Below are 19,614 nucleotides of genomic sequence, written 5' to 3' on the forward strand. Positions count from 1 at the left end.
GATGGAAGATACATTCAGTAATTTGGCAACATACGGGTATATAGGACTTTTTCTATACTCTTTAGGCGGTGGATTCATCGGACTTGTAGCAGCAGGTGTTTTGAGTTTTATGGGGAAGATGGATTTGACACTTTCAATCAGTATTGCCTTTTTTGGAAATGCTCTTGGAGATGTTTTGCTTTTTTGGCTGACAAGATATCAGAAATCTATGATGGTCGAGGGACTGCGAAAGCACAGAAGAAAGTTGGCGTTAGCGCATATTCTGATTAAGAAACACGGTGACTGGGTTATTTTCATTCAAAAGTTTATATATGGACTGAAAACTGTTGTGCCTATTGCCATTGCACTGACGAAGTATGACTTTAAAAAGTTTGCCATTTTAAATGTTTTTGCAGCAGCGGTATGGGCTTTGGCATTTGGTCTGAGCAGTTACTATTTCGGAGCTGTTTTGAGTAAGTTTGCCCTGTATGTCAATGATAACAGATGGATAGCCCCTGTGATTTTGCTTACTATCGGTGGAGCAGTTTGGATCTATCTGGAACAGGCTACGAAAAAAAAGTAGCTTGAAAGTAAAAAGCCAAAAAGCTTTTTACTTTTCTACCTTGGGACCTGCTGCAGAGAAGTCAAATTCACTGTCGGCATCCTGGTATCTTTTAAAGTTTTCTACAAACATATCTGCAAGTTTGTCGCGGGTTCTGTCAAAGGCTTCTTTGTCTTCCCAGGCATTTCTAGGGTTTAAAAGGTCAGGGTTGATGTCACCTAATGTTTTAGGCACCTGCAGTCTAAATGTCTCTGTTGTATCAAATTCACTTTCATTGATTGTACCGTCAAGTATGGCATTGATACATGCACGGGTGTCTTTTAAACTCATGCGTTTTCCGACACCGTATCCTCCGCCGGTCCAACCTGTGTTGACAAGGTAAACATTTACATTGTGTTTGTCGATTTTTTCGCCGAGAAGTTTGGCATACACTGTAGGATGCAGCGTCATGAATGCTTCACCGAAACATGCAGAGAATGTTGCAACAGGTTCCGTGATACCACGTTCTGTTCCTGCAACTTTTGCAGTGTATCCGCTGAGGAAGTAGTACATTGCCTGCTCTCGGGTCAGTTTTGAAACCGGAGGGAGTACACCAAACGCATCAGCAGAGAGAAAGATAATATTTTCAGGGTGTCCTGCCATTAAGTCAGGCTTGTGGTTTTTTATATGTTCAATAGGATAGGAAACACGGGTATTTTCGGTTTTGGAACCGTCATCATAGTCAACCTCACCGTCATCATGCATGACAACATTTTCCAAAAGTGCATCTTTTTTGATTGCACCATAAATTTCAGGTTCACTTTTTGCATCAAGATTAATGACTTTTGCATAACATCCCCCCTCAAAGTTAAAGACGCCGTAATCATCCCAGCCATGTTCGTCATCACCGATGAGGGCACGTTTTGGATCTGTTGAAAGTGTTGTTTTTCCGGTTCCGCTAAGACCAAAAAACAGAGCAGTATCTCCGCGTTCCCCAACATTTGCAGAACAGTGCATGGAGAGTTTTCCGTCAAGCGGCAGCCAGTAGTTCATCATTGAAAAGATACCTTTTTTCAACTCACCGCCATACCATGTACCACCGATTATCGCCATGTTTCTTTCAACATCAAAGAGAACAAAAACTTCAGAGTTCATGCCGTGTTCTTTCCATTTGTCATTGACAGCCTTGCAGGCATTTAAAACAGTAAAATCAGATTTAAATGACTCAAGTTCGGAAGGAGTAGGGCGAATAAACATATTTTTAACAAAATGAGACTGCCAGGCAATCTCTGTTACAAAACGAATAGATTTTTTTGAAGCGGGACTTGCGCCACTGTATACATCAGTCACATAAAGATTTTTCCCGGAAAGCTGTTCACGGGAAAGGTCCAGAAGCTCATTGAAAATTTCTTCACTGATTTTTTGATTGACATCTCCCCATGCTATGTATTTATTAGATGGTTCACGGTCAACAAAATATTTGTCTTTGGGTGAACGGCCTGTAAATATACCTGTATCTACAGCAGTTGCACCTGTTTTGGTTTTTCTTACTTCACCATTTTCAAGTTCATGCTTGATTAATTCATCATAGTCAAGGTTATGATAAATTTTTCCGACATTTTTAAGTCCTAAATCTTCTAATTCTTTTGTTATGCTCATAGTTTACCTTGTGGTATATGTAATAATTGATACTTTTTAGCAGTGTATCATCTCTAGAGCGAAATTATACTACTTCTAAACATAAATTAAAAGTAAAATAGATTGTTTTTCAAAATATTATAGAAAAGAAAAAGATATTCGTAAAAAGTTTGAAAAAGAAAATTGGTTTAAGGATTTTTTGGTAGAATTTTACTCTTCATTTACTACAGCTCGATTAACTCAGTGGTAGAGTGTCACCTCGACAAGGTGAAAGTCACTGGTTCGAATCCAGTATCGAGCACCATCCCAATAAAATATATAAATAAATCACATATTTGTTACTTAAGTTCCATTGCTTTTTATTTCAAAAGATGTATAATCATAAAAAACAGACAGGAGTATACAATGGAAAGAAAAATTACAATCGAAGGTGATATCTCTATAGTAAGCCTGAGCAATGTCGGGACTTTTGAAGAATTTAATTTAGAAAACGAAGAAATCAACGAAGAATCAGAAATAAAAAACATTATGGAAGAGATTGATGCTTATGCGCAAAGCGGCGAGCTTGATGCTGTGACTGATGTATGCACATATAAAGTCATGAACGGTGAAGATATTGAGTATTTTGCATGTGCTGATGAAGAGAGTGAAGAGAAAGAAATTTCAATGGAGCGTTTTAAACTGGTCAATCAAACACTCAAACCTATCAAGAACCTCTTAACAAAGGCATGCAAGGACGATATAATATATCTAAGAAAAGAGCAGGGAAAAGCAAATATAATGCTGAGTCTTGAAATGAACAACAGTGATGAGACTATGAGCTTTTCCTATTTTGACTGCAGCACAGACCTGGATGAGTATGATTTATTGCGTGAGAGTTACTATGATGTAGTCTGTGATACCTTTTTACCAGAATCCTTGGCAACACAGGAGAATAAAGCTACTGTAGAAAATTTTGTTTTTGAACCGCAGATTATTTATGGGGAACTGTATAAAGTCATAGAAAACGAAGAGGGTCTGAAATCTTTACAAAAAATAGAATTTCCGGGATATTATTTTCAAGACGCACAAAGAGAAATTGACGAATAGGGAGACTACTTAAAGGGCATTTTTGACATGATAATCTCTTTTTGATCTACATAGCGCCTGCAGTTTTTTCCTCCCAGACTTTTACAGGTTTCTTGCCAAAGTCTGGAGTGCCCACCATTTCCCGTAACATTTTGATGGAGCTTAAAAAGAAGAGCATGGGCATATTCATGGGGGATTACATCCGAAATCATATAAGGCATACTCTCCTGCATGACCTTTTTGTTTAAAAATATTTTTATCTTTCCGTTTTCATAAGAGGTAAGACCATAAAGTCTTCCAGGCACTTTATCTGTAATAATAATTGGAAATCTGTAGATAAAACCAAAATTCTCCTGCATATGTTGTAAAACATCCTGTTCTTTTGCCTCTATTTGATTGATATATGTTTGTGGAAGAGGATTGTGTTTAAATTGATAGTTTTTGTAGGCGTTAAAAATTAAAACACTTCCAAAAATAAAGATGACAGCTATAAAAGTGTATTCAAGTTTTTTACCAAAGATGTTGTAGTCCTGTTTGGTGGAGCTGTGCGGAATCGAACCGCAGTCCGAAACCTGGCTACTCCCAACGTCTACATGCTTAGAAAGGTTGTTTAATCTCGTCTTGCTTCACACAACCTGCAAAGCTACGCAAGACCAGCCTCATTGATTCGTCTTGAGCTAAGGCGTACTCAAGATATATCTAAATGAAGGGTTATACTTCGAGTCCTGCTTATTTAGAATCCACAGGTGAAGCAGCCCGCCTCTTACGAGGGGTTAAAACTTAAGCTACTGCTAAAGCTGGGCGATAATTTGTATTGTTTGCGTTTAAGCAATTGTGAGCCGTATAACGGAATGCTCAGTCCGACATGCAGTTGGGAGCCACCAGATCCCGTCGAAACCAGGTCAGCCCCATATTTGTTACTTATTTTAAAAGTAATGTCTTATTATATCAAATTTTTTTGTTAATTTGTAAACAGCAGAATGATTTATTGTATCCAGGCTGTTATGGTATTTGAAAGTTTTGTGATGAAATGCCTTGTCCAAGAGCCAAAGTATCTGTAGCAGTGCAAAACAAGATTGAGTTTTTTGCCATATTTTATTATATAAAAAAGAATTCTTTCATAGTAAATGACTATATCACCCGCCACTACAGGTTGTATATTTTGTATTTTTTGTATTTTGCTGATAACAAAAGTTATGACAATAGCGACAAGCAGAGGATAAAGAAAAGGCAGTGGACTGAGTTTGTACATAGCCTCCAAAGAAGGTTCCAGGATAAACGGCAAAGTAAGAATAATCCCCAAAAGCAACACCCACGGACACAGCAGAGAAACATTTGCTTTTATCCCAAAAGGAGTCGAAGAAGGTCGGACCAAATAGAGCAGTCGTATCATAAGCAGTGTCGTACCGAGCGTCCCAACAAAAAGAAGCATCCCAAGCAGTGTACTCCAGGGTGTTGCAAAGTAGCTTATATAATCTTTTACCATATACTTTGCTGCCATGCCACTGCTGTAGGGTACTGCTGCTAATGCAAGTGCAGGGATGAACAGTCCAAACCAGAGAGCGTACCTCTGTCGTCTGTTTGTGCCTCCAAGCATACCGACACCCAAAAACAGGGCTCCTTTGTTTAGTCCGTGATGCAACGCAAAAAAGGTGATGCCGACTACAATACTCTCCCAGTATTGAGGCAGATAGAACCCAAACCCTGTAAGCATTGTCATGATGCCCATTTGACTGATACTGGAGTAGGCCAAGAGCGTTTTTGGATTACGCTGCGTCACTCCTGCAATGACACCGTAAAATTGAGCCGCAATTCCCAAGACTATAAAACTCAGCGCCCAGTTTACGGAGAAGATTTCATCTAAAGGAAGAAAACGCAGCCATCCTAGAAGGCCGGCATTTATCATTGCACCGGAAAGAACTGCACTTGCAGGAGTAGGTGCAACGGGATGGGCAAGCGGTAACCATACATGTAAGCCGATGACACCTGCTTTTATGCCAAAAGCAACAAAAAGTAAAAAGATGATGAAGTTTTTATCCGGAGCGTTTGTTAGTCCGCTACGCAATGCTTCAAATGAAGTGGCATCAGAAATCTGTGCCAGTAATAAAAAAGCAACGAAGAGCATCACCTCTCCGATCACAACCAAAACTATATAAACCAAGCCTGCGTGAAAGGCTTCGTTGTCTCTGTTGAAAACAACAAGACCATAGGAGGCAAAGCTCATGAGTGTGAAAAAAAGATAAAAACTGAAAATATCCTGTGATACAATAAGCCCAAAATTTCCTGCCATTGCCAGCAGAAAAAAACTATAAAAAGAGACCTGTTTTTTTTCTTCTCGGAAATAGGCTTTTGTATAAAGAGCGGCAACAAGCCAAAGGAGTGAACTTCCGAGCAAGAAGAGTGAACCTGTAGTGTCGAGTCCGATCTGAACCCCCAGTATTAGCCACGGAAATTCCAAATGAAGTGTGTCAGGAGAGACAAACAAAGCAGCTAAAAGCGCGGGAAGTGCTGTCCATGGGAGAAGAGACAAAACTACGGCACGGATTTTTTTAACAGCAAGTACAGGTACTGACATCAAAGGCCAGAGTACACCAAACAGGAGCAAACTCTCCAGAAATTTTTCATACATTTTAAAAGAACTCCCACTGTGTAATGAGATGCACCCATGCCAAAGGACTCCACGGTGAGGCGGCAAAGAGACCAAAACAAAGAGAAAAAAATGCTGTAATGAGCGGTGGCCATAACAGACTGAGCTTTGTTTCTGCCTTTGAAAAATTATGTTCATCCGGCCAGGATTCAGGAGGTGCCAAAAACCATGCCCGGTAGAGGATAGGCAAAAAGTATCCCGCATTTAAAAGACTGCTTCCAGCAAGTATGAATATGACCCATTCCTGTCCACACTCCAAGGCACCGAGCCCAAGATACCATTTCGTAATAAATCCTGCAATGGGAGGTATGCCAATCATACCAAGTGCTCCGACAGTGAAAGAGACCATAGTCAAAGGCATACGCTTTGCGATACCGTTCATCTGACTGACATGATGCACACCAAGTGTTTCTGCAAAATTTCCTGCTCCAAAAAAGAGGGTGATTTTCATGACACCCTGATGGACTAAATGGATAACGCCTCCTGTAGTGGCTACAGGACCTACAAGCGCAATACCCAGAATAATATAGGAGACCTGGCTTATTGTAGAATAAGCCAGTCTTCGTTTGAGGTTATCCTGAAAAAGTGCTCTGAGCGAACCGTATATAATTGTGAACGAAGCTATAACAGCAAGAGGGGTTGTCAGACCAAGAAATGCCGCTGTTTCAAGACCGTATACCTCGTATACAACGCGTACAATTCCAAATGCTCCTGCCTTGACTACGGCTACAGCGTGCAAAAGGGCACTCACAGGTGCCGGTGCTACCATTGCTTTTGGCAACCATCCGTGAAGAGGAAAGAGTGCCGCTTTGACACCAAATCCTGCAATCAAAAGGATGAAAATCAAGACAAGAGCAAAGGAGTGTTCCTGCGTGAGTGTGGAAACAAAGCCTTTTGGTGTAAATTCAAGTGTGCCGCTCAGGGTGTAAAGCCATACTGTTCCCAAAAGCAATAAAGCGCCGCCTATGAGGGTGTATACAAGATAGGTGGCACCTGCAAGACGAGACTCTTCTGTACCTCTATGGATTATAAGAGGATAGGCCGAGAGTGTCAGAATCTCGTAAAAAAGCAAAAAGGTGATGAGGTTTCCAGATAAGGCTATGCCGATAGTAGCGGTAATACAGAGATTGAAAAATCCGAAAAAACGGCTGCTGTGTGCTGAACCCTCAAGGTAACCGATTGCATAGACAGTGGTGATAAACCATAAAACACTTGAAAGCCCTGTGAAGAAAAGCGCAAAAGGTCCGGCACGCAGGCTGATATCAAGGTTTTGAATCAGAGGCAGGCGTATTTCATAAGATTGGCCATAATAGACTCCGACAAACATCCATAGGACTAAGACAAGTGTTATGCAAATTCCCCAAAGATTCAAAAGTGTACGCACAGTATGCTGTTTTTCTGAAAGTCTAAAGATTACAAGCGCAGGTAAAAAAGAGCTCAGTACCACAAAAAGCGGTATATAGGTGTTTAAACTCATGGAGCTGCTCCGATAATGCCAAAGGGATTGCCGATATGTATCAGTGCAAGCAGAGGTGTTGCAAAAAATCCCAGTAAAATTGCCATGACTGCAAAAAACAAAGGCACAAGCTCCATAGAGAGAGGAACCTGTTTTGTTTTCTGTACTACAGCGGCTTTTGTAAATGTAAATCCTAAAACCTTGAAAATATATCCTGCAGCCAATAATCCGCCAAGAAGAATTACAAAAGTTATTCCCCAGCTGTTATTTTTGAGGGAGGCTTCAAGAAGGAACCATTTGCCTATAAATCCACCGCTGAGCGGTAAGCCGATGATACTTACCCCTGCCAAAGCAAAAGCAGCCGTGCTTAAAGGAAGTCTCTGTGCGATGCGATCAAGATCAATGATACGGTCATGCCCGTGAAAATGCAACAGATTTCCCGCTACAAGGAATAAGGCACTTTTTGCCAGTGCGTGTGAGAGCATGAGATATATGAGTGCACTCCATGCTATGGACATCCCTCCCAAAGCAAGAGAAAAAGCAATAAAAAGATAGCCTATCTGGGCTACTGTGGAGTAGGCTATGAGCAGTTTGAGCCGAGTTTGAACAAGTGCCAGAAGAGAGCCCCACAGAACAGCCACAGATCCAAGCAGGGCGAAGAATATTTCAAAATAAAAACTGTTCAGAGGAAGGAAAAGAGATAGCCATAAACGCAACTGTATATATATGGAAGCTTTAATGATAAGTGCCGACAAAATTGCACTGATGGGAGCCGGGGCACTTGCATGTGCAGGCGGAAGCCAAAAATGCAAAGGGAAAAGAGCACTTTTTAAAAGCAAACCGGCACTCATGAGACCCATGGCTGCCCAGGCAACAGGAACAGATTTTATTTTTGTTGCAAGCAGAGCCATATCGACACTCCCAAAACCATGATAGAGCAGGGCAACTCCCAAAAGATAAGCAAGCGAACCCAAAAGTGTTACCAATAGATAACGCATAGCTCCGATGAGTGCTTCTTTGGTATTGCTCAAAGCAGTCAAAGAAGCAGATGCCAGGCCTATAAGTTCCAAAGTCACATAAAAATTAAAGATATCCTGTGATAAAAAAAGAGCATTGAGCCCGGTTATCAAAAACAGCCATAGCGGCCAAAACCAAAGAGATTGTCTGTGTGTGAAATATTTTTTTGCATAGATACCTGCTCCCAAACCAATCAGAGCAGTAAGCCCCAGCATAACAAGGCTCAGACCATCTATGTAGAGGTTGATGCCCAAAGGCGCACCCCAGCCGCCGACAAGATGATAATAGGCACCGCCTTCAAGCAGTTTTACAGCAATACCAACGACAACAAAAAGGCTAAGAAGAAGTGTTGTGATGGCAACTGTCTGGTTGAATTTTGGTACAAGAAAAGAGAGTACTCCTCCAAAAATCGGCAATAAAATTAAAAAAACCTCCATTATTCTTTTTCCAGGTTTGAGAGTTCTGCTTTGCCTGTTTTTGCTGCAATTTTTATCATAAAAACCAGGGCCAGGGCTGTTGCTGAGATGGCAACTACTATTCCTGTGATGACCATGGCCTGCGGTACAGGGTCCTGTTGTGCGGATATACCGGGCAGAGAAAGAGAAACAAGGAGAAGAAAAACGCCGCTTCCCATGATATTTATTGCCAGAAGCTTTCGTAAAAGATGCGGCTGTAAAATGAGTGCATACAAACCTATACAAAAAAGTCCGATTCCGGTAAGCGGATACAAAAGCAAGGTGTTCAACTTTCCTCCTTTGAATGGGAGAAAACAGTAACAAAGAGATTAAAAAGTGTGACGCCTATAGAAACTGTTGCAGCCGCTTCAAGAAGAAAAATAAAAACAGAAGCCTGTGTTGGGGAAAACTCAAGAAGCGTATGAGAGAGCAGGAGGGTTCCTGCCGAGATCAGAAAAAAAACAAGTAAACTTATCGCTATAAGAAGGCGCACAAAGAAATGTTTCACAGACAAATCAAACTTCCATTCGCTTAAAAAAATTAAAATCCCAGTAGCACTTATAACAGAACCGGCCTGAAAAGCACCTCCTGGAGCATGTGCGCCTACCCATAAGAGGTAGGCAGCGAGCAAGAGCAGTATGGGCACTAGAATGCCTCCCAGCCTTTTGAGTACCGGACTGTGCAAAAGAGATTTTGCTTCTCTTTTTGAATGACTTAATGAGTAAACACCCAAAAGAGAGATAAACAAAACAGACATTTCCAGCAGGGTATCATAGGCACGAAAGTTCATAAGTACTGCTGTCACAGGATTGGAAACTCCACTGTTTTGTATCTGCAGATGCACTGTCCGGGCAAGCCCTTGTGCAGGGTGGGACATAGAGAGAACTGAGTAGGCCAGCCCTGTAAAAAGAAGCAGTGTCAAAATGAGAGTAACAAAACGGATCATCTCTATACGCTCCCTGTTTTAGTCTATATGCATTTTTTTGAGTTTGACCAGAGCACTCAGCAGCAAAGCTCCCGTAAGCCCGGCACCGATAACCACTTCAGCCATAGCCACATCATAGGCACCTAAGCGTCCCCATGCGACAGATATCAATAAGCCAAAAACAATAAAAAAGACAATGGCCTGAAACAGGTCTTTACATGTAAGTGTTTTGTAGGCAATGAAGAGTATGGCACCTGCAAGCAAAGTATCGAGCACCAATTTCATGAGTGTCAGCGTTTCCATATTTTTATTCCATTACGAAAGGCATTTTTTGCTATTAAATGGGAGACACCTGCTCCTGCCAAAAAAACCAAAAACCAGATAAGCAGCAGCTTCCCTGCCGCAAAGAGTGAATCTGCCTGAAAACAGAGTGCCGTCACTATGAAACCAACACCAATATTATCCGCCTTGGTTAAAGCATGCAGGCGAGTGTAGACATCAGGCAGTCGCAAAAGACCGACTGTTCCTGCTAAAAAGAAAACTGCTCCAAGCAAAAGAAACACTACAGAAACAAGATCAGTCATTTTCACTCCTGGTGTCTTTGTTTTTACTGCTGCTTTGAACAAAGGCTATTGCCGTGACAGCTGCGAGTGAGGCAAAGAGCAAGGCCACATTGCGTAAAGCGGCATTTTCATTGATCTGGGCAAGCAGAAGGAGTATGATAACGGTAATCGTCCCGAATAACTGTGATGCCAAAATACGGTCTTCATTCGTCGGACCATATACAAGACGCCATATTCCTGCAATCAGGTTTAAAAATAAAAAAATGACAAGAGTTATATAAAGAATATTCATCATTGCATGTCCCTATAATGTTATCGGAGTTCTAAATCCGGGAGGTTTGACTGCAAGAACAGAACAGTCTATCTGGTTGAGTATATCTTCCGCCGTATTTCCCATAATCACTCCTGCCAAACCGGTTCGCGCAACAGTACCCATGACAATCAAATCAATTTGTAGTTTTTGAACGAACCGGGGAATGATTTTATTTGCCTGGCCTCGTACGAGATGAATATTTGGCTGTAAAAACTCCAGCATATCGCCAACCTGTTTTTGTGCTGCATCATGCAGGAGTGCTTTTAGTTTTGTATGATGTGCATTTTGCATCTCTTCCACATACGCAATAACCTCAGAATCGGGCATCTTTACAAAGGCACCCTGCATAAGTGCTGCTTCTGGAGCATCCCATACATGCAGGATGTGCAGTTGGGCCAACTCACTGACAGCAAGAGAACTCGCCATTTGAAGAATCTGATGGTTTAGCTTCTCCTGGACATCCGCATTTTCTTTTGTTTCACTGTTGGTACCTACATCGACTGCAGCCAGAATATTGTTAAAAGAGGGAGAACTCTCTTTTTTGATAAACCAGATCGGACAGGGACATTTTCGCAAAAGATGCATATCATTGCTTCCAAACAGTCTGTGCATCCAGCTTGCATCTTCTGGCATCTTGATAACCAAATCATAATTATTTTGCAAAACATTGTAAATTATTTCATAATAAGGCGTTCCGAAAAATATTTTAATTGCAATATTGCATTGATCTGAAAAAGCGCGTGTCATCTCTTCAAGCTCTTTTTGTTTCTCTTTTTTTGCAAAGGGAAAACCGGACTGGGCATAGGGAAGAACACTTGCAACGGTGAGGTTTGCCTGGTTGTCCTGTGCCAGTTTAGAGGCCCGTTGCAAAATATTCTGACTTTCCTGCGCATTTTCAATCATGCAGAGTATGTTTTTAAATCGTTTCATGGACACTTCCTTGAGTCGCTGTTTTTTTAGAAAATATATTATGGATATACTCTTCAATCAATGCAAGCTCTTTTTTGATATTTTTTCCGATATCCAGTACATGAATCAACAGCAGATCATTTTTAATGTTTACTGAAAGTGTACCCGGAAGCAGGTTGAGTACATTGACGATCATATCCTGTTCTATTGGCTTGCGAATGTGTAACTTATACTCTACCAAACCAGGATTAATGGGAAGATCGGGATGAAAAACACGCAGCATTACATCCACGCCTCCAAGAAGAGAGCGGATGAGATAAAACGGAATAAACCTCAGCAGTGCAGTGAAGTTCCAAAAAACAGGGGGAAGAAGCACAAGGCTGATGCAAGCAGACAGTAAGACAGCAGGAATGCCAATCCAAAACGAAGCAGGATTCCCTTCTGTCAGAATTAACCAGATAACAAGAAATAAAAACACTCTTTTCAATAGAATATATTTCATACTGACCCCCTTGTATTATAACATTGTACACTCTTTTGCTGCTATTATAAAGTATTTCCTATCTCTTTACGCAGCTGCTCTTGTAAAAGAAGATATTCAAGAATATACCCTAAAAGCTTTTTTTTCGTTTGCAATGTGACCAGTTCTCTTTGGTTGACCATGAAAAGGTTGCTCAGTCCAAGCAGGTATTTTTTGGTTTCTGCCTGTTGCAGTTTTTCTACAAGAGTGACCTCTTTTTTGGAGTTTTGAATATTGGTAAAAATATTTTTGAGCGAATGAAGAGTCTGTGCTATTTGTGTTTTGATTGTGATTACTTTAATATTTCTATTGTTGTTTACCTGCTCTATTTTTTTTAAAATTTCTTTTGAACGGCCTTCATACGCTCTTCTTTGAAACGGGAAACTCATATCAAAAGAGAGTTTGAAACCGTTGTTGTACTTAAGGTCATGCACACCATAAAGGGAAACATTAAAGTTTGGATATTTCAGCAGCCTTGTATGCTGCTGCTCCATATCCATTCTTTTTGTTTCAAAAGAAAAAACTTTTAAGTCTGCACGATGCTCCAATGCCAGTGCAAATGCTCTCTCTTCGGTAAAGCTGTTTTGTATGACTTCAGGAAGCGGTGGCAGGGTATAGTGTCTTTCAAATGCCTCTCTTGTAATGGGCAGATATTGTAAAAACAGTTCCAGCGCATTTTGAAAACTGTTTTTGGCGGTGATGAGTCTCTGTTCTCTATTGATAATGTGCTGGTTGGCCTCAAGCAGAGTTATCTCAGCCAAAGCACCTGATTTGACTCTTTTTTCTATAATGCTTTTTCTTTTTTGTGCCACTTCAAGGAGCTCTTTTTCTGTTTTGTAAAGTGCTTGGGAATAGAGAGTTTTATAGTAGGCACTGAAAATTTCAAAACGCAAAAGCCGCAGATTGTCTTTTGAACGGTAACTCTGCTGTTGGGTATTGAGCCTTGCCGAGTAGAGATTGAGTTTGCGACTGTTCATGCCGTTAATGAGTGCGCTTACAGGAAGATTCACACCCAGCCTAAATTCACCGTTTTCTCCTGTTTTTATGTTGTTATATTCCTGAAGACCTGTAGCTTCTCTGTAGCCTCCGAGAAACTCTATGCCGTTTTCCAGAGGTGTCTGTATATTTATCTCCATAAAATCACCGTCTGTTACGGGGTAGCGTTTTTTGTCATATTTGAGGAGAAGTTTTGTATCAAAGGCGCCCTGAAAATATTTGATTTGTTCCCTGTAGATATACTCCCGGGCTTTTGTTTTGTATATAAAAGGGTTTTCCTGTGTCAAATAGTTTTCCAGAGTCTGTTTGGTAAAAAGTTCCTGTGCATATAAAAAAGTAACACCGCAAAGAAGCAAAAAGACTATTCTCATTTTTTCTGTGCTCCGGCAGGCGTTACCATTTTTGGAGGCAGCGCATTCATCAGTCTCCAGAGCTGGTACCATATAGGGACTGTGGCAAGTCGAACAAGGACTGTCGCCTGTGTGCCTATGCGTAAGTTGTTTCCCTTTGGCCAAGGTTCTTTTGTATCTTCACTGACAAGCGCATAAAAGAATCCTTTTTCGTGTGAGGTATTTTCCACTCTGTAAATATCACCACTGAATGTACCGAATTTAATGGCAGGCCATCCCGATATTTGCATTGTCGGCCAGCCGTAAAACATAATTCTGACAGGAAGTCCCTCTTTGACCAGAGGCATATTGAAATCAGATACCTTGATTCTTAAGATTTTTTCTTTTGTTTGCGGAGAAAAAAGTACAAGCTGTTCCCCTTTCTTGATATATTTGTTTTTATCATTTTGCAAAATTCTCATGACATAACCGTTTTTGGGAGCAAAAATATCACCGCTTCTGTACCTTGCCATTGTCACTTTGTTGTTTTGCAGTTTTTGTTCGATATTTTTCAGACTGTTTCTTGCATCGATGAGATTGTTTTCTATCCCTTTAATCAGATTTTTTCGGTTTCGTACAAACTTGATTTTTTCATTTTGTATGATAGAAAGCTGCTCTTTTTGGACTTCTATTGCCAAAATCCCCTGTTTTAATTCACTTTGTGCACGAACATATCTGTTTTGTGCCATTTCAAAATTTCTTTTTGATTCTATCCCGTCCTGATACAGAGAGTCTATTCTTTCAAAATTGAGTTTACTGATCTCATACGCTTTTTGCAGGGCGGTTTTGTTAAATTTCAGAGCATTGAGCTTGTTGCGTGCCTGCTCATATTTCTGTGTGTAGATAGTGGTTCCAGTTTTATAGGCTACCTGGAGGTTCTCTTTTTTTACCTGCAGGTTTGTGATTTTACCGAGTGTGTTTTTTGACTGGTTTTGGAGGCTTTTTTCTATTTTTTGCAATTTGCTCAAATACTCTTTGTCCAAATCAACCATTGTCAGGAGCTTGGTACCTTTGGTAACATACTGATTCTCTTTTACATAGATTTTACTGATAAATCCGTTTATAGGTGCGACGACAGGGTAATCTCTCTGCGTCGGGTCTTTGGCAAGTATAATTCCCTCTCCCTGAACAGTTTGCTGCCAGGGTAAAAAGAGCATAGCTATCAGGGTACCGATGATAATGGATGTGATAAGCCATATTTTTCTCACAAGAGGATTGAGATGTGTTTTTTCCAAAGAACGAAATTCAAAGTTATCCATTTTTGTGCTCACCCAGCAAAGTTGCAAGTTTGTCGACTTTGTAAAAGCCTTCAATCATATCATAAACATAATCTATCTGTTTGATAAAACTTTTTATCGCAGATGTCATGGAAACAACCACTATCTCTGCGGCAATAAATTCACCCACAGGAAGGACTCCGGTAATGACAAGATTGCCCCCTAAAATTAAAAAAGCACTGAAAATAGCACCTTCTGTAAAGAAAGTCAGAGAAAGCTGGCTGATAATGACCCGAAAACTTTTTACTCTGGCATCAATATATGCAGAGAGTTGGGAATCCAACTCTTTATAGGTCTCTTCGTCTACTCTTTCATCAAAAGGGATGTTTTGAATAAAATAGATACTGCTGTGTTTTGCATCAGAACGCTCTATTGCATACCTCGGCCCGTTTATACCCAGGACAACAATAATAAGTGCAAAAAAGACAAAAAAGAAAAATCCCAGTCCGAAAAGTATAGGATCAAACGCAAGCAGAAGCAGTAAACTTGCAATGATTTTTACAATCAAACCCGAACCGTCAAGGAGCAAAACCGGAAAAAACTTTTGAATTGCCCCTATGTCAAAAAAATAATTCATATATTTGTCTATCAGTTTTTTTGTCTCATAAGAAGATTTTTTGAAGTTTGTTGCCATTTGGGCAACTTTGATACTTGTCGTCAAAAAGATTTTTTGCTGAAATTTTTCAATAATATACTCTTTCATAATCTGCAAAGATGTCGTAAGTAAAAAAACAATAATAACTATAATAGCAAGAACAATAATGGAAATATCTGCATGGGCAAGAATACTGTTTATGATAAAAGAGGTTGTCAAAGGAATTGACAATACCAGTATCGCTTCAATGGTAGAGTAATACAGAAGATAAAAAATATTTTTTCTATCTTCTTTAAAAATATCTGTGATACCTTTTATAACGGTAGTTCTGATTTTCATTTTTTCATGCCTAGATGCTTATATTCTTAAATTATATAGAGAATAAGTAAACAGTATTTATATTCATTATCGTTTGCGCTGTCGAATCATTTTCTCAACACTAACTATAACATAAATCAGCACGCCGACTGCAAATATATTGAGCCAGTCGCTCAAACTGATTGGTGCAGTATGAAACATCTTGTTCATAACAGGCAAGTATGTCAGTGCAACAGAGGCACCTATCATACAAAAGATGCCTATCCAAATCCAGGGGTTCTTAAAAAGGCCCAGTTGAAATGCAGAAAAACGAAGCGAACGGGAATCAAGCAGATAAAAAGACTCTCCTACTGCAAAAACATTGACCGCTACAGTACGGGCTTCTTCCAGACTGGCTCCATGTGTAAGGGAGAATTCAAACAAGCCGAAAGAACCTCCAAGCAGCATGATGCCAACCAGAAAGATACGAATGAGCATCTCTTTTCTTAATATCGGGGCAGAAGGTGCATGCGGTGGTTTTTGCATCAAGCCGGGTTCCTGCGGCTCAAATGCCAGGGCCAGTCCAAGAAAAACCGCAGCTGTCATATTGATCCATAATGCCTGAACAGGAAGAATAGGGAGTGTAACATTGGCCAAAATAGCGACCATGATGACAAGTCCCTCTCCAAGGTTTGTAGCCAAAATAAAACCTATAAACTTTATAATGTTTTCCAGTACAGCCCGCCCCTCTTCAACTGCTGCTTCTATAGAAGCAAAATTGTCATCGGTCAGTACCATGTCCGCAGCTTCTTTGGCCACTTCTGTCCCTGTGATTCCCATAGCAATGCCTATGTCAGCTCTGCGAAGTGCCGGGGCATCATTGACACCGTCTCCTGTCATTGCAATAATTTCATTGTTTTTTTGCAATGCTTCGACAATACGGAGTTTTTGCTCCGGTGTGACTCTGGCAAAAACAGAAGCATTCCTGGAGGACGCAAGCATCTCTTTGTCTTTTAGGTGAGTGAGCTCGCTTCCTGTAATGACGGCACTTTTTTTATTTTTTGCAGCGTCTATCAGTCCCATTTGTCGGGCAATTGCGGTAGCCGTCAAGGCATGGTCTCCGGTAATCATTTTTACATTGATACCCGCTGTTTTACATGCTTTTATTGAAACTATCGCCTCTTCTCTTGGAGGGTCCATCATGCCTTGGAGTCCTAAAAATTCCAAATTTTGAGAGATGTTTTCATGCTCAAGTGTTACTGCCCGGTCTATGATGAGTCTGGCAAAGGCCAAGACTCTCAGTCCTTTTTCTGCCATAACCTCAACCTGCATGAAAACCTCATTTTTATTGAGAGGAACAGACTTGGCATTTGTATCCAAAAATGTGCTGCATCGTTGGGTAATGCTCTCTACAGAACCTTTGATATAGATGATATGTTTGTTTGTCTCTTTGTCAAAATGCAGTGTCGCCATATATTGATACTGTGATTCGAAAGGGATGGCATCTACTCTTGGCATATCACTTCTGAGTGCATCTGTGTCAAGAGCAGCTTTTTTTGCACAGACCAACAAGGCTCCCTCCGTAGGATCCCCTTCGATACTCCATGACTCTTCAATCTTTTTTAAGACAGAATCGTTACAGAGTACACCGGCTTTGAGGAGTTCTGAAAGAGTCTGGTTTTTTGCAGGATCATAGGTTTGCTCTTCTTGGCGTATCTCTCCGTTTGGTGCGTACCCAATGCCTGTTACTGCAAACTTTTCATTTGCGCAGTAGAGCTCCTGGACAGTCATTTCATTGCGTGTCAATGTGCCTGTTTTGTCTGAACAGATTGTTGTAGTGCTTCCCAGAGTTTCTACCGCAGGCAGATGGCGAATAATGGTATTTCTTTTTGCCATGCGTGCGACACCGATGGCTAGAATGATTGTCATGACAGCAGGCAGACCCTCCGGAATCATGGCAACACTCAATGCGATAGAGGCCATAAACAACTCCTCCCAGGAGTTCCCGTGCCACAAGCCTACAGCAAAAGTAACGGTAGCCAAAAAGAGAATGACCAGCAGTAAAAGATGGCTGAATTTGGATATTTTTCGTGTTAAAGGAGTGTCCAGGACGGTTGCATCATTGAGCAGTTTTGAAATATGACCTATTTCGGTCTCATCACCTGTTGCAACAACAATACCCACTCCCGTGCCATAGGTCACAAAAGTAGAGGAATAGAGCATATTGGTTCTGTCTGCAAGAGAAACTTCCTGCGGCAGTGTTGTGTTTGTTTTTGAAACGGGGAGGGACTCTCCTGTAAGCGCAGATTCGTCTATCTGCAGTTCACGGGATGCGAGAATCCGCATATCGGCAGGCACTTTGTCTCCGGACTGCAGCAATACGATATCGCCGACGACAAGTTCTTTTGCGTCAATCTGCTGCTTTTTCCCCGAACGCACAACAGTACTCATCGTAACCAAAGATTCTGACAAAGCGGCCAGGGCATTGAGCGCTTTGTTCTCTTGAACAAAGCCTATGATGGCATTAAGCAAAACAACACCGAAAATTACACCGGCATCAACATAGGCACCCAGATATATTTTTATGACAATAGCAGCCAGCAGGATATAGACCAGTGCCTGATTGAATTGACTCAAAAAACGCATAAGCGCAGATTTTGTCTTTTTGACACTTAAAAGATTCGGACCATATTTTTTATATCTGTTTTGTGCTTCATCTGCCCGAAGCCCCTCTTTTAAATCCGAGCTGAATATTTTCAGTATCTCCTGTTCGTTGAGAGTATGCCAGTGCTTTTTCATATCTAACCCTCTTTTATCTTAAAATCAGATAAATAATACTCTATTTAAGCTTAATGAAAAATGTGGGGGGTTTAAGTACTTATCGTAAGGGAATAGACCATTTTGCATAGTAGGCAATAAGTCTCAGTGTCAGTGCGGCAAAAAAGAGAATGGAAATATTTGTATATGTCGTTACATGTAAAACATGCAGGGCATATAAAATAATAGCGATAAGAATGGAAACAGTACCGTAAAAACCTGTTTTTAATACAAAAGGCACCTCATTGATAATCACATCACGTGCAATACCTCCTCCCACTGCGGTCAGAAAAGCCATAGCAACAATGCCTGTGAGATTGAAACCGCTTTGTATGGCAATCAGGGCTCCGGATATACTGAAAGAGACCAAGCCGATAGAGTCACTTAAAATGAAAAGAGCCCTGTTTTCTATGGAGTTGCGATGATGAAATTTAAAGAGAATCAAAAGAAGCAAAACAGAAATGACAATGAGGGCGGGATAGTTGTGTGAAAAAGTAAAAGGAATTTTTGCGACAGTGACATCTCTCATTATGCCTCCGCCAAGCGCTGTTAAAAAAGTTGCGACTAAAACACCGAGCAGATCAAGTTTGTTTCTGGTTGCCACAAAAAAACCACTCATGGAAAAAGCGATAATGCCTATGTATTCCGCTATTTCAAACACAGAGCAAGCCCTTCTACTATCGCCTCTTTTTCCAGGCTTTTGACTCTTGTCTCAAGAGAATCAACACTCTCACCGGGTTCTATCTGCAATGATTTTTGCAAAATGATTTTGCCCTCATCATAATTTTCATTGACTTCATGAATGGTGACACCGCTTGTTTTTTCTCTGTTTTTTATGACAGCTTCATGCACAAAGCGCCCATACATGCCCGCTCCGCCATATTTTGGCAGCAAAGAGGGATGTGAATTGATTATTGTAAAACCGGATGTCAGCTGAGGAGAAAGTTTTTTCATATAGCCCGAGAGAAACACACATTCACAGGCATACTCTTTGAGGAGCTCATAAATGGCTTTATCCGGGTCCGGGTCTGTTTTTGCATTGATGAGCTTACATGTAATTCCGTATTTTTTTGCTTTTTGCAAAACTTTTGCATCTGTATTGTTGGAAATGACCAAAGCAATGTTGAGCGATAAAGTTCCAGCATTGACAGCTTCCACAATGGCATCAAGACCGCTGCCGTTATGGGATGAAAGTATGGCTATATTTTTCAT

20 protein-coding genes, 1 tRNA gene and 1 other RNA gene are annotated in these 19,614 nt (G+C 40.7%); 3 read left to right on the forward strand and 19 right to left on the reverse strand.

Going from position 1 to position 19,614, the window contains the following annotated elements:
• Nucleotide 1 precedes the first annotated feature (1 nt).
• The gene (locus LCX93_RS02820) at nt 2-562 is read left to right on the forward strand and encodes a DedA family protein (protein WP_226068246.1); all 561 of its coding nucleotides are present in this window, start codon (nt 2-4) and stop codon (nt 560-562) included.
• 27 nt (nt 563-589) lie between these two features.
• On the opposite strand, the gene pckA is transcribed toward LCX93_RS02820, so the two are convergent.
• Nucleotides 590-2,179: a phosphoenolpyruvate carboxykinase (ATP) gene (pckA, locus tag LCX93_RS02825; protein ID WP_226068248.1), complete on the reverse strand. Its 1,590-nt coding sequence runs from the start codon at nt 2,177-2,179 to the stop codon at nt 590-592.
• A 208-nt stretch (nt 2,180-2,387) separates the two neighbouring features.
• On the opposite strand from pckA, the gene LCX93_RS02830 reads away from it, so the two are divergent.
• Nucleotides 2,388-2,462, forward strand: a tRNA-Val gene (locus LCX93_RS02830).
• Nucleotides 2,463-2,563: 101 nt separating this feature from the next.
• On the forward strand, nt 2,564-3,247 hold the full coding sequence (locus LCX93_RS02835; protein ID WP_226068250.1) for a hypothetical protein: 684 nt from the start codon (nt 2,564-2,566) through the stop codon (nt 3,245-3,247).
• Nucleotides 3,248-3,252: 5 nt separating this feature from the next.
• Here the strand turns inward: LCX93_RS02835 and LCX93_RS02840 are convergent, their stop codons facing one another.
• The 18 genes from LCX93_RS02840 to purN all read right to left on the reverse strand — a co-directional run bounded on the left by LCX93_RS02840 (nt 3,253) and on the right by purN (nt 19,614).
• Nucleotides 3,253-3,585, reverse strand: a complete 333-nt coding sequence (locus tag LCX93_RS02840) for a SprT-like domain-containing protein (protein ID WP_226068252.1) — start codon at nt 3,583-3,585, stop codon at nt 3,253-3,255.
• Between the two features lie 176 nt (nt 3,586-3,761).
• Nucleotides 3,762-4,136: a transfer-messenger RNA gene (gene ssrA / locus LCX93_RS02845) on the reverse strand.
• Between the two features lie 75 nt (nt 4,137-4,211).
• Nucleotides 4,212-5,855, reverse strand: coding sequence for a complex I subunit 5 family protein (locus tag LCX93_RS02850; protein WP_226068254.1), 1,644 nt, complete (start codon nt 5,853-5,855; stop codon nt 4,212-4,214).
• A 1-nt stretch (nt 5,856) separates the two neighbouring features.
• Nucleotides 5,857-7,350 (reverse strand): complex I subunit 5 family protein, encoded by a 1,494-nt coding sequence (locus LCX93_RS02855; protein ID WP_226068256.1) that lies wholly within the window; start codon nt 7,348-7,350, stop codon nt 5,857-5,859.
• Nucleotides 7,347-8,783, reverse strand: coding sequence for a complex I subunit 5 family protein (locus LCX93_RS02860; protein WP_226068258.1), 1,437 nt, complete (start codon nt 8,781-8,783; stop codon nt 7,347-7,349). The genes LCX93_RS02855 and LCX93_RS02860 overlap by 4 nt, the downstream gene beginning before the upstream one ends.
• Nucleotides 8,783-9,091 carry an NADH-quinone oxidoreductase subunit K gene (locus LCX93_RS02865; protein ID WP_226068260.1) on the reverse strand — a complete coding sequence of 103 codons (309 nt, stop codon included), beginning with the start codon at nt 9,089-9,091 and terminating at the stop codon, nt 8,783-8,785. Before LCX93_RS02865 ends, LCX93_RS02860 begins: the two co-directional genes overlap by 1 nt.
• Entirely contained in the window at nt 9,088-9,747 is a 660-nt protein-coding gene (mbhE, locus tag LCX93_RS02870) for a hydrogen gas-evolving membrane-bound hydrogenase subunit E (RefSeq protein ID WP_226068262.1), read from the reverse strand. The genes LCX93_RS02865 and mbhE overlap by 4 nt, the downstream gene beginning before the upstream one ends.
• An 18-nt stretch (nt 9,748-9,765) precedes the next feature.
• Nucleotides 9,766-10,029 (reverse strand): Na(+)/H(+) antiporter subunit B, encoded by a 264-nt coding sequence (locus LCX93_RS02875; RefSeq protein ID WP_226068264.1) that lies wholly within the window; start codon nt 10,027-10,029, stop codon nt 9,766-9,768.
• The gene (mnhG, locus tag LCX93_RS02880) at nt 10,017-10,310 is read right to left on the reverse strand and encodes a monovalent cation/H(+) antiporter subunit G (RefSeq protein WP_193151306.1); all 294 of its coding nucleotides are present in this window, start codon (nt 10,308-10,310) and stop codon (nt 10,017-10,019) included. Before mnhG ends, LCX93_RS02875 begins: the two co-directional genes overlap by 13 nt.
• On the reverse strand, nt 10,303-10,584 hold the full coding sequence (locus LCX93_RS02885; RefSeq protein ID WP_226068266.1) for an MrpF/PhaF family protein: 282 nt from the start codon (nt 10,582-10,584) through the stop codon (nt 10,303-10,305). Before LCX93_RS02885 ends, mnhG begins: the two co-directional genes overlap by 8 nt.
• Before the next feature lie 9 nt (nt 10,585-10,593).
• Nucleotides 10,594-11,532 (reverse strand): universal stress protein, encoded by a 939-nt coding sequence (locus LCX93_RS02890; protein WP_226068268.1) that lies wholly within the window; start codon nt 11,530-11,532, stop codon nt 10,594-10,596.
• Complete coding sequence (locus tag LCX93_RS02895; protein WP_226068271.1) at nt 11,519-12,013, reverse strand: Na+/H+ antiporter subunit E; 495 nt, start codon at nt 12,011-12,013, stop codon at nt 11,519-11,521. Before LCX93_RS02895 ends, LCX93_RS02890 begins: the two co-directional genes overlap by 14 nt.
• A 44-nt stretch (nt 12,014-12,057) precedes the next feature.
• On the reverse strand, nt 12,058-13,398 hold the full coding sequence (locus tag LCX93_RS02900) for a TolC family protein (protein WP_226068273.1): 1,341 nt from the start codon (nt 13,396-13,398) through the stop codon (nt 12,058-12,060).
• Nucleotides 13,395-14,675, reverse strand: a complete 1,281-nt coding sequence (locus LCX93_RS02905; protein WP_226068275.1) for an HlyD family secretion protein — start codon at nt 14,673-14,675, stop codon at nt 13,395-13,397. Before LCX93_RS02905 ends, LCX93_RS02900 begins: the two co-directional genes overlap by 4 nt.
• On the reverse strand, nt 14,668-15,627 hold the full coding sequence (locus LCX93_RS02910) for an ATP-binding cassette domain-containing protein (protein WP_226068277.1): 960 nt from the start codon (nt 15,625-15,627) through the stop codon (nt 14,668-14,670). Before LCX93_RS02910 ends, LCX93_RS02905 begins: the two co-directional genes overlap by 8 nt.
• A gap of 66 nt (nt 15,628-15,693) precedes the next feature.
• Nucleotides 15,694-18,384 (reverse strand): cation-transporting P-type ATPase, encoded by a 2,691-nt coding sequence (locus LCX93_RS02915; protein WP_226068287.1) that lies wholly within the window; start codon nt 18,382-18,384, stop codon nt 15,694-15,696.
• A 79-nt stretch (nt 18,385-18,463) separates the two neighbouring features.
• Nucleotides 18,464-19,063: a trimeric intracellular cation channel family protein gene (locus LCX93_RS02920; protein WP_226068296.1), complete on the reverse strand. Its 600-nt coding sequence runs from the start codon at nt 19,061-19,063 to the stop codon at nt 18,464-18,466.
• Nucleotides 19,051-19,614 carry a phosphoribosylglycinamide formyltransferase gene (gene purN, locus LCX93_RS02925; protein WP_226068298.1) on the reverse strand — a complete coding sequence of 188 codons (564 nt, stop codon included), beginning with the start codon at nt 19,612-19,614 and terminating at the stop codon, nt 19,051-19,053. The genes LCX93_RS02920 and purN overlap by 13 nt, the downstream gene beginning before the upstream one ends.

Source organism: Sulfurimonas sp. SWIR-19 (genome assembly GCF_020410885.1).
In the GTDB taxonomy this organism is placed as follows: domain Bacteria; phylum Campylobacterota; class Campylobacteria; order Campylobacterales; family Sulfurimonadaceae; genus Sulfurimonas; species Sulfurimonas sediminis.

Excerpts from the sequence above, each read along its gene's own strand:
- pckA (WP_226068248.1), bottom strand. The coding sequence starts at position 2,179 with ATGAGCATAACAAAAGAATTAGAAGATTTAGGACTTAAAAATGTCGGA.
- mnhG (WP_193151306.1), bottom strand. The coding sequence starts at position 10,310 with ATGACTGATCTTGTTTCTGTAGTGTTTCTTTTGCTTGGAGCAGTTTTC.
- LCX93_RS02855 (WP_226068256.1), bottom strand. The coding sequence starts at position 7,350 with ATGAGTTTAAACACCTATATACCGCTTTTTGTGGTACTGAGCTCTTTT.
- LCX93_RS02835 (WP_226068250.1), top strand. The coding sequence starts at position 2,564 with ATGGAAAGAAAAATTACAATCGAAGGTGATATCTCTATAGTAAGCCTG.
- LCX93_RS02820 (WP_226068246.1), top strand. The coding sequence starts at position 2 with ATGGAAGATACATTCAGTAATTTGGCAACATACGGGTATATAGGACTT.
- LCX93_RS02890 (WP_226068268.1), bottom strand. The coding sequence starts at position 11,532 with ATGAAACGATTTAAAAACATACTCTGCATGATTGAAAATGCGCAGGAA.
- LCX93_RS02885 (WP_226068266.1), bottom strand. The coding sequence starts at position 10,584 with ATGATGAATATTCTTTATATAACTCTTGTCATTTTTTTATTTTTAAAC.
- LCX93_RS02850 (WP_226068254.1), bottom strand. The coding sequence starts at position 5,855 with ATGTATGAAAAATTTCTGGAGAGTTTGCTCCTGTTTGGTGTACTCTGG.
- mbhE (WP_226068262.1), bottom strand. The coding sequence starts at position 9,747 with ATGATCCGTTTTGTTACTCTCATTTTGACACTGCTTCTTTTTACAGGG.
- purN (WP_226068298.1), bottom strand. The coding sequence starts at position 19,614 with ATGAAAAATATAGCCATACTTTCATCCCATAACGGCAGCGGTCTTGAT.
- LCX93_RS02910 (WP_226068277.1), bottom strand. The coding sequence starts at position 15,627 with ATGAAAATCAGAACTACCGTTATAAAAGGTATCACAGATATTTTTAAA.
- LCX93_RS02915 (WP_226068287.1), bottom strand. The coding sequence starts at position 18,384 with ATGAAAAAGCACTGGCATACTCTCAACGAACAGGAGATACTGAAAATA.
- LCX93_RS02860 (WP_226068258.1), bottom strand. The coding sequence starts at position 8,783 with ATGGAGGTTTTTTTAATTTTATTGCCGATTTTTGGAGGAGTACTCTCT.
- LCX93_RS02875 (WP_226068264.1), bottom strand. The coding sequence starts at position 10,029 with ATGGAAACGCTGACACTCATGAAATTGGTGCTCGATACTTTGCTTGCA.
- LCX93_RS02905 (WP_226068275.1), bottom strand. The coding sequence starts at position 14,675 with ATGGATAACTTTGAATTTCGTTCTTTGGAAAAAACACATCTCAATCCT.
- LCX93_RS02900 (WP_226068273.1), bottom strand. The coding sequence starts at position 13,398 with ATGAGAATAGTCTTTTTGCTTCTTTGCGGTGTTACTTTTTTATATGCA.
- LCX93_RS02840 (WP_226068252.1), bottom strand. The coding sequence starts at position 3,585 with ATGCAGGAGAATTTTGGTTTTATCTACAGATTTCCAATTATTATTACA.
- LCX93_RS02895 (WP_226068271.1), bottom strand. The coding sequence starts at position 12,013 with ATGAAATATATTCTATTGAAAAGAGTGTTTTTATTTCTTGTTATCTGG.